Origin of the sequence: Azonexus hydrophilus (genome assembly GCF_001956855.1) — a bacterium.
Classification (GTDB): Bacteria; Pseudomonadota; Gammaproteobacteria; order Burkholderiales; family Rhodocyclaceae; genus Azonexus; species Azonexus hydrophilus_A.
Map to the genome: position 1 here is coordinate 103,593 of NZ_MTHD01000005.1, position 14,671 is coordinate 118,263.

The following is a 14,671-nucleotide window of genomic DNA, read 5'->3' on the forward strand; positions in this document are numbered from 1 at the left end:
CGGGCTTTCGGGAGGTGACGCTCAGGCCTGGCTGGCGCGGATGTTCAGGGTGAAGTGGCTGCCTTTTCCTGGCTCGCTGTCAACTTGCAGGCTGCCACCCATGGCTTCGGCCAGTCGGCGGCTGATTGCCAGGCCCAGGCCGGTGCCGCCGAATTCACGGGCGTGCGATCCGTCGGCCTGGGTGAAGGCGGCGAAGATCTGCTGCTGTTTCTCCGGTGCGATGCCGATGCCGGTGTCGCTGACCGATATCCACAGCATGTCTGGCAGCTGATGCCAGGCACTGATCAGGATCTCGCCCTCGCGGGTGAACTTGACGGCATTGCTGACCAGGCTGGTCAGGGCCTGGCGCAGGCGGACCGGATCTCCGATCAATTGGGCAGGCAGGTCGGGCGCCAGCGTCGTCCGGATTTTCAGCGATTTGGCATCGGCCGCCGGGGTGAACAGCGCGGCAAGATCGTGGATCAGCGTGGCCGGATCGAAGGGCACGTGGTCGAGTACCAGACTGTGCGATTCGATTTTCGAGTAATCGAGAATCTGGTCGAGGATGGTCAGCAAGGAGGTTGCCGAGTTGCGCACGATATTCATCTGGCGCTGCTGTTTTTCGTCGAGCGTCGAGCGCAGCAGGACATCGGTCATGCCCAGCACGCCGTTCATCGGCGTGCGCAACTCGTGGCTCATGGTGGCGAGGAAGGTTGTCTTGGCCAGAGAGGCGGCTTCGGCATTTTCTTTGGCGGCGAGCAGTTCCGCTTCGTGCAGCTTGCGTTCGGTGATGTCTGCGGTGACGCCGACGTAGTGCGTCAGCCGACCGTTGTCGTCGAGTACTGCGTTGATGTTCAGGAGACCGGTGTACAGCCGGCCATCCTTGCGTTTGTTGATGATTTCACCGTCCCAGTGGCCGCTGGTGAGAACGCTTTGCCACATTTTCTGGTAATAGGCCTGATCGTGCAGGCCGGAGGCGAGCAGTCGGGGATTGCGGCCGATGACCTCGGCGGTGCTGTAGCCGGAAATGCGTTCAAAAGCCGGGTTGGCGGCCAGAATGTCGCCGTCCGGCGTGGTCAGGAAGACCGCGTTGTTGGTCGCCTCGAAGACGCTGGCGGCCAGCCGGCGTTGTTCGGAGAGTTCGCGTTCCTTTTGTTCCAGGCGCTGCTGACGTCGCCAGACCAGGATGGCAGCTGCGGTCAACGCGAAAAGAATCGGAAAAACGACCAGCGCCAGACGCCGGGCTTCGCTGCGCCACCGTCCGAGGATGGCTTCCTGGTCCATGTGTACGGCAACCAGTGCCGGAAAACGGCTGGAGCCGCGATAGGCGGTGAGCACCTTGGCGCCATCGGGCAGGGTTTGCGCCAACTGGCCAGCATCGTGATGGATCAGCCACTCGTGCACGCGGCCGGCGGCATTGCTCTGGCCGGGCTGCTCGCCGGCACGCGAGGAAAGCAGCAGCAGGCCGTCGAGGCGCAGGATCTGGACATGCCCGTCGCCTGCCGGCAGCAGTTGTGAAAAATGGAGCGTGAAATATTCCGGATTGATCGCCGCGACAACCCAGTACGGGGTGCTGTTGCCACCAATGCGCCGCAAGACCGGGATGAAGGATGGCTGTTTGTTGCTTGCCGTCGGCACACTGGTCTTTGCCGCGCCATCGACGAGGTCGCGACCCTGCCAGAGCGCGCCGATATGGATCATCGACGAACTGGCGGAAAGATCGGGAAAGAAGCCATGCATCGTCAGTTCGGTGCCGACATTGCCCGGGCTCGAACTGAACAGCACCGTCCCCTGGGCATCGGTCAGCGACAGCGAGCGCAGGTACGGAGCCTTGCGCAAGGCATCGTTCATCTGGGCGGTGAAGCGCTCGTCGATCGGCGCACCGCTCTGGCCCGGCGCCAGTCCCAGAGCGACGAGTTCGATTATTTCCAGCGTTTGCGTCAGATGCTTCTCGAAATTCCGCGCATGTGTGGCGGCTTCATTCAGACCGGTTTTCAGCGCTGCATCGCGCAGTTGCCAGAGCGTGAAGCTGTAGGCCGCCAGCCAGCCCGTGATCAACACGATCAGGGCGATGAACAGGGCACTGCGGCGATGGATGGTCGGCATGGCCGGTGTTTCGTTTGATCAGCGGAAAACGATCGGTTCGAGGCGGTGGCGGACGGCATTGGTCATCAGGCGGCCGTCCCGCTTCATGGCGGCGAGAAAACGCTCGACATACTGGAAGAAGGCGTCGTCTCCCGGTGCCATCGCCCAGGCGTAGCGTGTGCTGTGATAAAGCGAGGGGGGCGAGACGAGGCGGGCCCAGTCGCTGTTGTCGAGCATGCGGCGGCTGTAGGGAAAATCCGTCATGAAAACGTCGGCACGGCCGCTCTGGACTTCGTATTCACGTGCATGCGGGGTTTCCAGGACGCGCAGTTCTGCCTGTTGCAGCTTTTCCTTCATCACGGGTTCGTGCAGGGTGCCCTTGGCCACGGCAACCGCGATGCCGGGTTTGTCGATGTCTTCCCAGTCGTTGATGCGTGGATTGGTGCGCGTGGTGATCGCGTAGATGTCGCTGGCCAGATAGGGGCGGGTGAAGCGCAGATGCGCCTCGCGGGCTGGCGTGATGCCGATGGCGAACATGGCGATGTCGCAGCGGTCGGCCTCGATGTCATCGATCAGCGTGGCGAAGGAACTGTCGACGAATTGGGTACGCACGCCCAACTGCCTGGCCAGATTGCGCGCATTGTCGACATCGATGCCGGAGAGCTGTCCGGTCTTCGGGTTGCGAAAGGAAATGCCGTAATAATCCGGCCAGATGCAGACCCGCAGGGTACCGTCGGCAGCAATGCGTTCCAGACGGTCGGCGGCAAACGCCTGCAGCGGCGCAGCGAAGATGGCGATCAGGCTCGCCAGCAGCAGGGGGGCAAGGCGCAACAGTCGGTGCATGCACATGGAGTCCGGCAAATGATTGCACCGAGTGTAACTGCTAATTAGTCCCGCGTCATGCTGAGCCGGCCAGCTCGGCGTCGGGCTGCGCCTTTCCGGCTTATTCCGCTTCTGCCTGTCGGGCAGCCTGGATCATTTCTTCCGGAGCACCGAGGCGTTCGAGCAGGTTGCTGTGGCCGATATGCAGCATTTCCTCGATGGCCCGAAAATCATCGGGCAGGGCCGCATCGTGCCAGCCATTGGCCGAATGCCGGGCAAGATTGACCGCCAGGTTGACGTTTTTCACGTTCAGCGACTCGGCGTCGGCCGGATTGAGCAGTGACAGCAGCAGTTCCGGCAGCCCCCACTGCTCGACCAGTTCGTTCATGATTTCGGACAGCGGGGCGCCGAATACCTCTTCCTGGACTGCGCGGGTGCGCAATCCGGGATTGGCGTTCAGGCGCTCGCGGGCGCGTGTCGCCAGCGCCGGGGCAAAGCAGTACATCAGGATTTCGACAAAGTCGTGGAGCAGTGCCGCCAGCGAGATTTCCTCGTAGCGGGTGTTCTGCCGCAGCAATGCCCAGTCGCGCGCCCAGGTCGAGGCGTGGCGGGAACGGGCAATGACCTTGAGCAGCCCGAGCATGGCCTTGGGGTGGCCCTTCAACTGATGCTCGATGATCGGCAGTTCCTGGCAGCTGTCGAAGAACTTCATTGTGCCGATCATCACCAGCGAACGTTCGATCGTCGTGATCTCGGCATTCTGGCGCTGTGAGCGGTTTTCCTTCATGTAGCGGAAAACGCGCAGCGTCATCAGCGGGTCGTGTTCGACGATGTTGGCCAGTGCCCGGGTGTTGATCGTCTCCGCGTTGTCGCGCAATTCCGCCAGCCGGGTCGCGGTCAGCCGCAGGATCGGCAACTCGACCTCCTTGAAGTGCTCGACCCAGGCGTTGGCACCGGGGAAGGGAAAATCGATCATCAGGGTCATCAGCGCAGCCCTCCGCGATCTTGGCTCATCGGTTGAACAACTTCTTCAGGAAACTCTCGACATAGGCTGGTCGTACCGGCTTGACGATGTAGCCGCTGGCACCGAGACCGGCTGCCTGCTGGACCAGTGTCCGCGAGGTATCGCCGGTGACCATGACCACCGCAGTATTCGGGCTGATCTCACGGATTCTCGGCAGGGCATCGAGCCCGGACATGATCGGCATGTTGACGTCCAGAAAAAGCACACTCGGCTGGTGTGCCTTCGCCGCGCGGATGGCTTCCTCGCCATTGGCGGCCTGGGCGACGATGTTCATCCCCAGTTCGCTCAGCACCCCTTTGAGCAACAGGCGGATTGAGCTGTTGTCGTCGACAATGATGGCGGTCGGCCGGGGGCGGGCGCCAGTCTGGCGTGGCGGAGGGGCGGACTGGCTGGGCTGGTCCGCACGTGTTGCCTGCTGCCTGACCTCACTGACCTGGCGCAGTTCGTCGAGCACCTGTTTTTGTCCGAAGGGTTTGCGCAGGAAGCCGGATGCACCGGCATCGGCAGCCCGTTTCTCGATATCGGCATCTTCCGAGCCGGTCATGAAAACCACGTCGATTTCAGGAAAGGCGCCGTTGATTTCCTTCAGGATTTCCAGGCCATCACGTCCCGGCAACTGGTAATCGAGGCAGACGGTGGTCGGCGAAAGCTTGCGTATCGCCTCCTGTATGCCGTCCCCGTTTTCCTGGGCGCCGACCACGACGTAACCTTGGGTGCCGAGTAGTGTGGCAAGCAGGGTGCGCATGGAGGCGTTGTCTTCGACGATCAGAACTTTCATGAATGTTTTGCGGGGGCTTATGGTTTATGGGCATTCAGCTGCATTCGAGCTTGCAGTCAGCGCCTATGTTAACCGCGAAATGCCCGGCGCAGACAGGCAAAAACGACAATGCCCCATTTCGGGGGCATTGTCGTCTGTGTGGCAGGACAGGCCTCAGAGAATCATCCCCGCCCCAACCGTATTGTTGTTGCTCTCATCAATGATGATGAAGGCCCCGGTTCCCCGGTTTTCCAGGTAAGGGTCGGCGAACAGCGGCTGGGCGAGTTTGAACGTCACCTGGGCGATGTCGTTCATCGCCAGCTTTTCCGCCGCGACCTTTTCCAGCGTGTTCACGTCGAGTCGATGGTCGATGGCCGCCAGCTTGGCTTTCGAGTCGCGCGTGGTGTGGCGGATCAGGTAGGTGCGGTTGCGGTCCATCGGGGTTTCGGCGAGCCAGCAGACAGTGGCTTCGATCTGCTTGACGGCGGCCGGGACTTCGCTGGATTTGACGATCATGTCGCCGCGCGAGGTGTCGATTTCGTCGGCGAGCAGGATGGTCACGGATTGTTCGGTGATGGCTTCCGGGATATCGACGCCGCCGATCTGGATGGCTTTTACGGTCGACGTCAGGCCGGAGGGCAAAACGGTGACGGCGTCGCCGACCTTCAACGTGCCGGCCTCGACGCGGCCCATGAAGCCGCGGTAGTCGTGCAGGTCCGGGTTGGCGGAATCTTGCGGTCGACACACGTATTGGACCGGAAAGCGGAATTTCTCGGTGTGCTCGGTGTGGGCGGCCGGTGTTTCTTCCAGGATGTCGAGCAAGGTCGGGCCGTCGTACCAGTTCAGCTTGTCGCCACGGTCGACGATCATGTCGCCATTGAGCGCCGACAGCGGGATGAAGCGGACGTCCTCGATGCCCAGCTTGCCGGCGAATTCGAGGTAGTCGGCCTTGATCTTTTCGTAGGTGGCTTGCGAGTAATCCACCAGGTCCATCTTGTTGACCGCCACCAGCAGGTGCGGAATGCCGACCAGCGATGCCAGCTTGGAGTGGCGGCGGGTCTGCGTGAGGATGCCCTTGCGCGCATCGATCAGGATGATGGCGAGGTTGGCAGTGGACGCGGCGGTGACCATGTTGCGCGTGTACTGCTCGTGGCCCGGGGCGTCGGCGATGATGTACTTGCGCGTGCCGGTGGAGAAATAGCGGTAGGCGACGTCGATGGTGATGCCCTGTTCGCGCTCGGCCTGCAGGCCGTCGGTGAGTAGCGACAAGTCAACCGCGCCCATGCCGCGCTTTTCGGAGGTTTTGGCGATGGCCGACAGGGTGTCGGCGAGGATGGTCTTGGTGTCGAACAGCAGGCGGCCAATCAGCGTGCTCTTGCCGTCATCGACGCTGCCGCAGGTGAGGAAGCGGAGCAGGCCGTGATCTTCGAATTGTTCGCGGGCGGACATCAGAAATACCCTTCTTTCTTGCGTTGTTCCATGGAGGCTTCGCTGGTCTGGTCATCCAGACGCGTGGCGCCGCGTTCGGTAATGGTGGTGGTGGCGGTTTCGAAAACGATCTTCTCGACGTTGTCGGCATCCGACTCGACCGGCGCCGTGCAGGAGATGTCGCCGACGGTGCGGAAGCGCACCTGCAGGTCGATGATTTCCTCGCCGGCCTTGGGCAGGTTGGTCAGTTCGCCGTTCATCAGCGGTACATTGACCGGCACGATGGAGCCCTGGCGCAGTACCACCGGACGTTTGTGGGCGAAGTAGATGCTCGGCAGTTCGAGCTTTTCGCGCTCGATGTATTGCCAAACGTCCATTTCCGTCCAGTTCGAGATCGGGAAGGCGCGGATATTCTCACCTTTGTGGCTGCGGGCGTTGTACAGGCTCCACAGTTCCGGACGCTGGTTCTTCGGGTCCCACTGGCCGAATTCGTCGCGGAAACTGAAGATGCGTTCCTTGGCGCGGGCTTTTTCCTCGTCGCGGCGGGCGCCGCCGATGCAGGCGTCGAAGCCGAATTCCTCGATGGCTTCGAGCAGCGTCACCGACTGGTGCTTGTTGCGCGATTCGCCTTCATGCTTGAGGACGACCGTGCCGCGCTTCATCGAGTCTTCAACGGAGCGGACGATCAGGCGCTCGCCCAGTTCGGCGGCGCGCTTGTCGCGGAAGGCGACGACTTCCCGGTAATTGTGGCCGGTATCGATATGCATCAGCGGGAAGGGGAACTTGCCCGGGCGGAAGGCTTTTTCGGCGATGCGCAACATGCAGATCGAGTCCTTGCCGCCGGAGAACAGCAGCACCGGGTTGGCGCACTGGCCGGCGACTTCGCGCATGATGTGGATGGCTTCGGCTTCGAGCCAGTCGAGATGGGAGAGCGTGGAGCGTTGGGTCATTGCAGGTGATCCGCAGGGATGGTCGAATGTTTCGAATGGAGCGCATTGTAGCAAGTGCTTAATATTCAATTAAGAACATGAGTGCATCTTGTTATTCGTTTTTTGAATAAAATGTCAGTCGACCGCAGCAGAATGCGGCCTATCACCATGCTGTGATAGATTCGAGGCATGACCACGATCAGCACACTCTTCCTGCTGGCGGGCCTGCTGCTCTTCATCAGCGTCCTGGCCAGCACCGTTTCCGCGCGCCTGGGACTGCCCCTGCTGCTGCTCTTCCTGATTGTCGGCATGCTTGCTGGCGAAGAGGGGCCGGGCGGCATCATGTTCAGCGATTTCTTCACCGCCAACTTGATCGGCCAACTGGCGCTGGCGGTGATCCTGCTCGATGGCGGCTTGCGTACACGCACCGAAAATTTTCGCGTTGCGCTGAAACCGGCCGCCGTACTGGCGACCTGGGGGGTCATCGGCACGGCCGCGTTGCTCGGTGTGTTTGCCACCTGGGCACTGGATGTGGATTGGCGGCTCGGTCTGCTGCTCGCTGCCATCGTCGGCTCGACCGATGCGGCGGCCGTGTTCGCGCTGTTGCGCAACAGCGGTGTGCGGCTCAACGAGCGGGTCAAGAGCACGCTGGAAATCGAGTCCGGCGCCAACGATCCGATGGCCATCCTGCTGGTCACGGTGATGGTTGAAATCCTGCTTTTTCCCGAGCGCGCCAGCGCCGGTGGCTTTGCCTGGCTGCTGCTCAAGCAGGCCGGGCTGGGGCTGGCTTTCGGCTTCGCCGGCGGTTGGGTCATGGCGCAGTTGCTGCGGCGAATGAATCTGGCGGAGGGGCTCTACGCCTTGCTGATCCTGTCTGGCGGTCTGCTTGTTTTCGGGGCAGCGAACTTGCTCGACGGTAGCGGCTTTCTGGCGGTTTATGTGGCGGGTATCGTCGTTGGCAATCGGCGCAGCCACGCCACCGAGCACGTGTTGCGGGTGATGGACGGCCTCGCCTGGCTGGCCCAGGCTGGCATGTTCGTTGTCCTCGGCCTGCTGGTAACGCCGTCGCACCTCGCCGAATACACCTGGGAGGCCCTGGCCATGGCGCTCTTCCTGATGCTGGTGGCGCGGCCGGTCGCCGTTGCCATCGGTTTGTGGCCTTTCCGCTACACGCGCAACGAAGTCGCCTTCGTCAGCTGGGTCGGGTTGCGCGGTGCGGTGCCGGTCGTCTTGGCGATCTTCCCGGTGGTGATGGGTGTGCCGAATTCGCAATTGCTGTTCGACGTGGCTTTTTCCGTGGTCCTGCTGTCCTTGCTGGTGCAGGGCGCAACCATTCCCGCCGCAGCGCGCTTGCTCAAGGTCGAGCTGCCGCCGACCGATGAACCGCGAGACCGGCGCGAAGTCTGGGTTGGCGAGGAAGCGGCGCTGCCAATGTTCGAGTATCGAGTGACTGCCGGATCGGCTGCCGAAGGCCGGCATCCGGACGATCTGGCCAGTGAGTTCATCCATGCCGAAGTCCGCTGCATTGCGCTGGTGCGTAGTGGCAAGCTGCTGGAGATGAAGGCCGATCTGCGCCTGCGTCCCGGTGATTCAGCCTGGTTCATCGCGCCCGAATCGGCGGCGGAACCGCTGGCGCGCATTTTTGGCGGTGCTACGCTGGATCTCGGTCGCAATACCCGTTTCTTCGGCGAGTTCGTTGTTGCACCGGATTGTCTGGCCGGCGATCTGGCAACTGCCTACGGCTTTACGCTGTTGCCCGGCGAAGTCACTCTTCCGCTCGCCGAGGTGCTGGTCGCCCGGCTTGGCCGGCCGGCGGTTGTTGGCGATCGGGTGCAGATCGGCGGCTTCGTGCTTGTTGTCCGGGAAATGGGGGCGGCCGGCCGGATCGGCAGCGTCGGGCTGAAATGTCCGCTGGTCGGCATCGCGCCTGACAAGCGCTGAGGCGAGGGCTTTCCCTTTTGTCAGCCAACCTTGAAGCCGGCGACGATGCCGGTCAGTTTTTCCGACAATCGGTGCAGGTCGCTGGTGGATTGACGAATGCTCTGCGTGGACGCGTTGTTTTCTTCAACCATGTTGGAAATCCGTTCCATGCTCTGGGCGATTTCGGTCGAGGCGATTTTCTGTTCGGCGACCGAGTCGTTGATTTCCATGATGCCCTGACGCGAGCGCTCGACGCCATCGGCCGAACTTTGCAGCACGCATTCGACCTCGCCAGCCAGTTCGTTGCTGGCAAGTATCGACTGTTCTCCGGCTTCGATGGCGGATTGCACCGCCGCTGACTGCGACATGATCGAACGGGTCACCTGATCGATCTCGACGGCGGATTTGCCGGATTTTTCTGCCAGCTTGCGTACTTCGTCGGCAACCACGGCAAATCCGCGTCCGGCTTCGCCGGCACGGGCCGCTTCGATGGCCGCATTCAGGGCAAGCAGGTTGGTCTGGTCGGCAATGTCGCGAACTTCCCGGGTCATGCCGGTAATCGCCTGGGTGCTGCGTACGAATTCGGCAACCGTGCGCGATATTTCGCCGATGTTTTCCTGGATGTGATGGATTTCACCAACCAGGTGGGAGACCTTCTGCGATCCCTGCGCTGTCCGTTCGACACTTTCCTCTGCCTGCAGATTGACGTCGCGGGCGGTTTCGGAGACTGAACTGATGGCAACCGTCAGTTCTTCCACCGCGGCCGCACTGCCGTTCACCGCGTTCGACTGGTGATCCGAAACCTCGGCCAGCGAATGCGATGTATGCGCCAGTTGTTCCGAAGCTTCCGCAACCTGGGCGCTGGCAGCATTGATCTCCCTGATCAGGTTTTCCAGACGCTCCATCATGGTGTTGAAAGCCGTGGACATGCGCCCGATTTCATCCCGGTTAACGATGGCCGCGCGCCGGGTCAGGTCGCCGCTGCCGGCAATGTAGGTCATGGTTGTTTCGAGGCCGGCCAGCGGGCCGGTGATCGAGCGGATGAATACCACCGCGAGGATCAGCAGAACGACGATGGCAGCAGCTGCGAATGCCGACAGGCCAAGCTTGACCGAGCCGTATACCTCGGCCGAGCGGCGACTGTCGTCGGTCTGCAGTTCCGATGAAATTTTCTGCATTTCGCCCACCAAGTCGTCAATGACCTTGGTCGGGGCCCGGTCGATGCCGCGAACCAGCTTGTCCACGGTGCTTGCCGGATCGGCACTGGCCCGGTCGTACTGCTTGAGTGCCTCGTGGTATTTTGGTCCGAGTTGCTCGAAGGTTGCAATGACATCGGCGATTTTGAGACGGTCTGCGACACCCAGCGTGGCAGCGATCTGACCAACCTTTCCAAGTTGCTCACTGACTTGCTTGCCTTCGCTGTCGAAGCTCTTCACATGTTTGTCGAAGGCTTCCACGTCCTTGCCGCGCAGCAGGGTGTTCTTCCATTCCTGAACCATGATCTTGAAACTGACCTGGGCGCTGCGGGCGCCGTCGATGGCCTTGATCATGGCACTGCTGCGCTCGATCGACTGGTTCAGTTCCTGGTGCAGTTTGGCTGCCTGCCCAAGTGAAAACAGACCGACGCCGATCAGGGAAAAGACGGCGACGGCAACCAGAATCAGGAGTTTCTGCTGGATTTGAAGATGCATGTTGAGACTCCTGTTGACTTGATCTGGCTGGGTGAACGGCGTCAATCCACTGTATATAAACTCTGTCAGAAATACAAATTATGATAATTGTTTGTTGCGCCTCAATGATCGCTGCTGACCAGCACGTCGCCCTGCGACTCCATCAGCACATGTTTTGTGGTGCTGCCGAGCAGCAGTTCTTCCAGCATGTTGACGCCGCGTTTGCCGACGACGATCAGGTCGCAGTCCTGCTCCTGTTCCTGTTCGAGGATCAGCCGCGGAGCGTCGCCGTGCAGGGCCAGCAGTTGCGTGTCGGCATCGGGCAGGGCTTCCCGGCGGGCCAGGTCGCGCAGCTTGCGCATGCCCTCCAGTTGGGCCTGGATACGGTATTGCTGGATGATGCCCGGGTCGACATTGGCGTACTGCATTTTTCCCTCGAACGGGATTTCCACGGCGTGCAGCAGGATCAGCGCGGCATCCGGGGCCACTTGACGGACCAGGTGCAGCGCAGCCACCGAGGCGGGGGAGAAATCGATGGTGACCAGTGCGCGCCGATAGCTTTCGTGCGGCGCCTGCTTGACCACCAGCATCGGGTGCCGGGTCTTGCGCAGCAGGCGCGAGGCGGTGGAACCCAGCGTCAACTGGCGCAGGAAACCTTCACCTCGGGCGCCGAGGACCAGTAATCCGGCATCGATTTCATCGGCGTGACGGGCGATGCTGTCGATGGGTTTGCCTTGCAGCACCTCGCAATCTGCCACCACGCCGCGGGCATGTTTCGGATCGCCGTTCAGGGCCGCCATGCGGGTGCGGGCATCGGTGATTGCAGCATCATTGAGCGATGGCGTGTCTCCGCCGAGCATCGACTGCAACTCGTCAAACATGCCGGGAGCGATGGCGTGGACCAGGTGCAGAGGCCACTCGCGTTCGGCAGCCAGCCGGTAGGCGCGATCCACTGCATGGCGTGAGGGTGCTGAAAAATCGGTAGCGGTGAGCAGACGTTTCATGGTGTATCTCCTGGTTGGTCGCGGCCGCTTTCGCTGCGGAAGACGGCGGCGCGCATCAGCAGCATCGTCGTCACCGGCGAGGTGAGCAGCAGGAAGACGGTGATCAGCAGTTCGTGGATCACCGGTCGGCCGGCCACCGCCGACGAGGTCAGCATCGAGGCGATCAGCACGCAGCCGGCGCCCAGCGTGTTGCCCATGGTCGGCGCGTGGATGCGGGCGAAGAAATGGTTGAAGCGGAGCAGGCCAAGCGCGCCGACCAGCGACAGCAGGCCGCCGGCGATCAGCAGCGCGGCGGCCGGCAGGGCGATCCACGGGGAGAGTTCGGCGCCGCTCATGGCTCGATCACCTCGCCGCGCAGCAGGAACTTGGCCATCGCTGCCGAGCCGACGAAACCGAACAGCGCGACCAGCAGCGCGATGTCGAAGTAGATCGCCGAGCCGAGCCCGATGCCGAGCATCAGGATCGACAGCATGCCGTTGATGTAGAGCGTGTCGAGGGCGAGGATGCGGTCCTGCGCCGACGGTCCGCGCAGCAGGCGGAGCAGCGCGCAGAGCATCGCGGCGGCGAAGCAGGCGAGGGCGAAATGGACCGCCCAGTCGAGCACGGCGTTCATTCGAAGATCTCCATCAGGGGGCGTTCGTAGCGTTGCTTGATGGTCTGCAGCCAGGCCGCTTCGTCCTGCAGGTCGAGCACGTGCAGGGTGAGCACGTTGTCGGCCGGATCGTGCCCGGCCCAGACCGTGCCCGGCGTTGCCGTGATGATCACCGCCAGCATCGCCAGGCCGTGCGGGTCGCGCATCTCGAGCGGAATCTGCAGGAAGCCGATCTTCGGCTGCTGGCGCAAGGTGCCGAGGATGATGCGGCCGACCGCCAGGTTCGAGCGGACGACGTCGCAGAGGACATGCCAAGACAGTCGCAGGGCGACGCCAAGCCGGCGCGGATGGGCGATCTGCGGGCGCAGCGCCCGTACCAGCGCGGCGATGCCGAGCGCGAAGGCGGTGCCGAGCAGCCAGTGGTGCAGCGCCAGCGATTCGTTGACGATCAGCCACATCGCCAGCAGCAGGCCTTCGAGCAGCGGGCGGCGGCTCATTGGGGGATCTCCGGGGGCAGTGGCTGCGGTACCACCGAGTCGATGTAGGCGCCGATGTCGTAGAGCGATTGCGAGGCGGCGGCGCAATAGGCCATCGCCGCTTCCGGCAGCAGCGCCAGCCACAGGCAGACGACGAGCAGGGCAGCGACCGGGCCGGCTTCCAGCCATTGCAGGTGCGGCGATTGCCGCTGCATGTCCCAGAACACCCGGATACCGAGGCGCGACAAGGCAATCAGGCCCGCCAGCCCGGACAGCAGCAGGCCGGCGATGAACAGCCCGACATGCAGCAGCGGCGCATGCGGCAGCGAGGCCAGCGAGGCGCCGAGCAGGGCGAACTTGCCGACGAAGCCGGAGAACGGCGGCAGGCCGGTGAGCAGCAGCACGCAGGAAACGAAGGACAGGCCGAGGAAGGCCATCGCCGCGGGGATGGCGACGCCGACCATTTCGTCGGGGTGCTCGGAATCGTGGCGCTTCTCCATGCCGAAGGCCTCGAAGCTGATCGCCAGCAGGTCGGCGCCTTGCTGGCGGTTGCGCTCGGCCATCTCGACCAGCATGAAGAAGGCGCCGCTGCCAAGCACCGAGCTGATCAGGTAGTAGATCGCCGGGCCGGTGAGCAGCGTGCCGGTGAAGCCGAAGGCGGTGAGCAGCGTGCCCGAGGAAACGACGACGAGGAAGGCGGCGAGGCGGTCGAGCTTCTGCGCGGCGAGCACGCCGAGGGTGCCGATCGCCATCGTGATCAGGCCGCAGTAGAACAGCCAGGTGCCGCCGAAGGGCGCCGGGGCGACGCCGCTTTCCTGGAGCAGGACGCCGATGCGCAGCAGCGCATAGACGCCGACCTTGGTCAGGATCGCGAAGATCGCACCGACCGGCGGCACGGTGTTGCCGTAGGCAGCGGGCAGCCAGAAGTTGAGCGGCCAGGCGCCGGCCTTGACCAGGAAGACGACGCCGAGGATCGCCGCGGCGACGTCGAACAGCTGGCGGTCGCCGATGTTCAGCGCGGCGACGCGCTGCGGCAGTTCGGCCAGGTTGAGGGTGCCGGTGACGCCGTAGATCAGCGCCGCGGCGATCAGGAAAAACAGCGATGCGAGCAGGTTGACCGCAACATAGTGCAGCCCGGCGCGCACCCGCGGCCCGCCCGAGCCGTGCAGCGCCAGCCCGTATGAGGCGGCGAGCATGACTTCGAAGAAGACGAAAAGGTTGAACAGGTCGCCGGTCAGGAAGGTGCCGTTGAGCCCCATCAGCAGGAACTGGAAGAGCGGCAGGTAATGGACGCCGGCCTTCTCCCAGCGAGCGATCGAATAGACCAGCGCGGCCAGGCCGAGGATCGCCGTGAGCAGCAGCATCGCCGCCGCCAGCCGGTCGACGACGAGGACGATGCCGAAGGGCGCCGCCCAGCCGCCCAGCGCATAGACGCCGATCGAGGTCGGCCAGGCGCTGGTCAGCTGGCCGTCGGCCTGGGCCAGCAGGGCCAGCGCCACCGCCAGCTGGAACAGCACGGCGAGCAGCGACAGCGCGATGCGCGGCGCGTGCCGGCTGTCGCTCGACAGCAGCAGCAGGGTGCCGGTCAGCATCGGCATCAGGATCGGCAGGATGGGCAGGTGTTGCAGCCAGTCGCTCATTCGTCCTCCGGCTCGCGGCCGTCGACGTGGTCGGTGCCGTTGAGGCCGCGCGAGGCGAGCAGCACGACCAGGAACAGCGCCGTCGTCGCGAAGCCGATGACGATCGCCGTCAGCACCAGCGCCTGCGGCAGTGGATCGGTGTACAGCGCCGGGTCGCTGCCGAGGCGCGGATCGATCACCGGCGGCGCGCCGTGGCGCAGGCGGCCCATGGCGAAGATGAAGAGGTTGACGGCGTAGGCCAGCAACGACAGGCCGATGATCACCTGGAAGGTGCGCGGGCGAAGGATCAGGTAGATGCCGGCGCCGGCCATGATGCCGACGGCGAGGGCGAAGATCGCTTCCATC

The 14,671-nt window shown here is 63.2% G+C and carries 14 protein-coding genes; 1 reads left to right on the forward strand and 13 read right to left on the reverse strand.

Translation table 11 applies throughout. From position 1 onward, the window contains the following. Positions 1 to 21: 21 nt before the first annotated feature. The 6 genes from BJN45_RS14010 to cysD all read right to left on the reverse strand — a co-directional run bounded on the left by BJN45_RS14010 (position 22) and on the right by cysD (position 7,045). The gene (locus BJN45_RS14010; RefSeq protein WP_076096294.1) at positions 22 to 2,085 is read right to left on the reverse strand and encodes an ATP-binding protein; all 2,064 of its coding nucleotides are present in this window, start codon (positions 2,083 to 2,085) and stop codon (positions 22 to 24) included. A gap of 18 nt (positions 2,086 to 2,103) precedes the next feature. Further along, positions 2,104 to 2,907, reverse strand: coding sequence for an ABC transporter substrate-binding protein (locus tag BJN45_RS14015; protein WP_076096747.1), 804 nt, complete (start codon positions 2,905 to 2,907; stop codon positions 2,104 to 2,106). Between the two features lie 100 nt (positions 2,908 to 3,007). Beyond that, complete coding sequence (locus BJN45_RS14020; RefSeq protein ID WP_083651313.1) at positions 3,008 to 3,871, reverse strand: HDOD domain-containing protein; 864 nt, start codon at positions 3,869 to 3,871, stop codon at positions 3,008 to 3,010. Positions 3,872 to 3,896: 25 nt separating this feature from the next. Further along, complete coding sequence (locus BJN45_RS14025; RefSeq protein ID WP_076096296.1) at positions 3,897 to 4,688, reverse strand: response regulator; 792 nt, start codon at positions 4,686 to 4,688, stop codon at positions 3,897 to 3,899. A 153-nt stretch (positions 4,689 to 4,841) separates the two neighbouring features. Next, on the reverse strand, positions 4,842 to 6,116 hold the full coding sequence (cysN, locus tag BJN45_RS14030; RefSeq protein WP_076096299.1) for a sulfate adenylyltransferase subunit CysN: 1,275 nt from the start codon (positions 6,114 to 6,116) through the stop codon (positions 4,842 to 4,844). Beyond that, positions 6,116 to 7,045 (reverse strand): sulfate adenylyltransferase subunit CysD, encoded by a 930-nt coding sequence (gene cysD / locus BJN45_RS14035; protein WP_076096301.1) that lies wholly within the window; start codon positions 7,043 to 7,045, stop codon positions 6,116 to 6,118. Before cysD ends, cysN begins: the two co-directional genes overlap by 1 nt. 168 nt (positions 7,046 to 7,213) lie before the next feature. Between cysD and BJN45_RS14040 the strand changes: the two genes are divergently transcribed. Next, the gene (locus tag BJN45_RS14040) at positions 7,214 to 8,965 is read left to right on the forward strand and encodes a potassium/proton antiporter (protein ID WP_076096303.1); all 1,752 of its coding nucleotides are present in this window, start codon (positions 7,214 to 7,216) and stop codon (positions 8,963 to 8,965) included. Between the two features lie 20 nt (positions 8,966 to 8,985). On the opposite strand, the gene BJN45_RS14045 is transcribed toward BJN45_RS14040, so the two are convergent. From BJN45_RS14045 to BJN45_RS14075, 7 genes are all read right to left on the reverse strand, one after another. Continuing rightward, positions 8,986 to 10,635, reverse strand: a complete 1,650-nt coding sequence (locus BJN45_RS14045; protein WP_076096751.1) for a methyl-accepting chemotaxis protein — start codon at positions 10,633 to 10,635, stop codon at positions 8,986 to 8,988. 101 nt (positions 10,636 to 10,736) lie between these two features. Continuing rightward, the gene (locus BJN45_RS14050) at positions 10,737 to 11,618 is read right to left on the reverse strand and encodes a universal stress protein (protein ID WP_076096305.1); all 882 of its coding nucleotides are present in this window, start codon (positions 11,616 to 11,618) and stop codon (positions 10,737 to 10,739) included. Beyond that, positions 11,615 to 11,953: a monovalent cation/H(+) antiporter subunit G gene (gene mnhG, locus BJN45_RS14055; protein ID WP_076096307.1), complete on the reverse strand. Its 339-nt coding sequence runs from the start codon at positions 11,951 to 11,953 to the stop codon at positions 11,615 to 11,617. The genes BJN45_RS14050 and mnhG overlap by 4 nt, the downstream gene beginning before the upstream one ends. Beyond that, positions 11,950 to 12,231 carry a K+/H+ antiporter subunit F gene (locus BJN45_RS14060; protein ID WP_076096309.1) on the reverse strand — a complete coding sequence of 94 codons (282 nt, stop codon included), beginning with the start codon at positions 12,229 to 12,231 and terminating at the stop codon, positions 11,950 to 11,952. The genes mnhG and BJN45_RS14060 overlap by 4 nt, the downstream gene beginning before the upstream one ends. Beyond that, positions 12,228 to 12,707 carry a Na+/H+ antiporter subunit E gene (locus BJN45_RS14065; RefSeq protein ID WP_076096311.1) on the reverse strand — a complete coding sequence of 160 codons (480 nt, stop codon included), beginning with the start codon at positions 12,705 to 12,707 and terminating at the stop codon, positions 12,228 to 12,230. Before BJN45_RS14065 ends, BJN45_RS14060 begins: the two co-directional genes overlap by 4 nt. After that, positions 12,704 to 14,326, reverse strand: a complete 1,623-nt coding sequence (locus BJN45_RS14070; protein ID WP_076096313.1) for a monovalent cation/H+ antiporter subunit D — start codon at positions 14,324 to 14,326, stop codon at positions 12,704 to 12,706. Before BJN45_RS14070 ends, BJN45_RS14065 begins: the two co-directional genes overlap by 4 nt. Beyond that, positions 14,323 to 14,670: a Na+/H+ antiporter subunit C gene (locus BJN45_RS14075; RefSeq protein ID WP_076096315.1), complete on the reverse strand. Its 348-nt coding sequence runs from the start codon at positions 14,668 to 14,670 to the stop codon at positions 14,323 to 14,325. Before BJN45_RS14075 ends, BJN45_RS14070 begins: the two co-directional genes overlap by 4 nt. Between the last annotated feature and the right edge of the window lies 1 nt (position 14,671).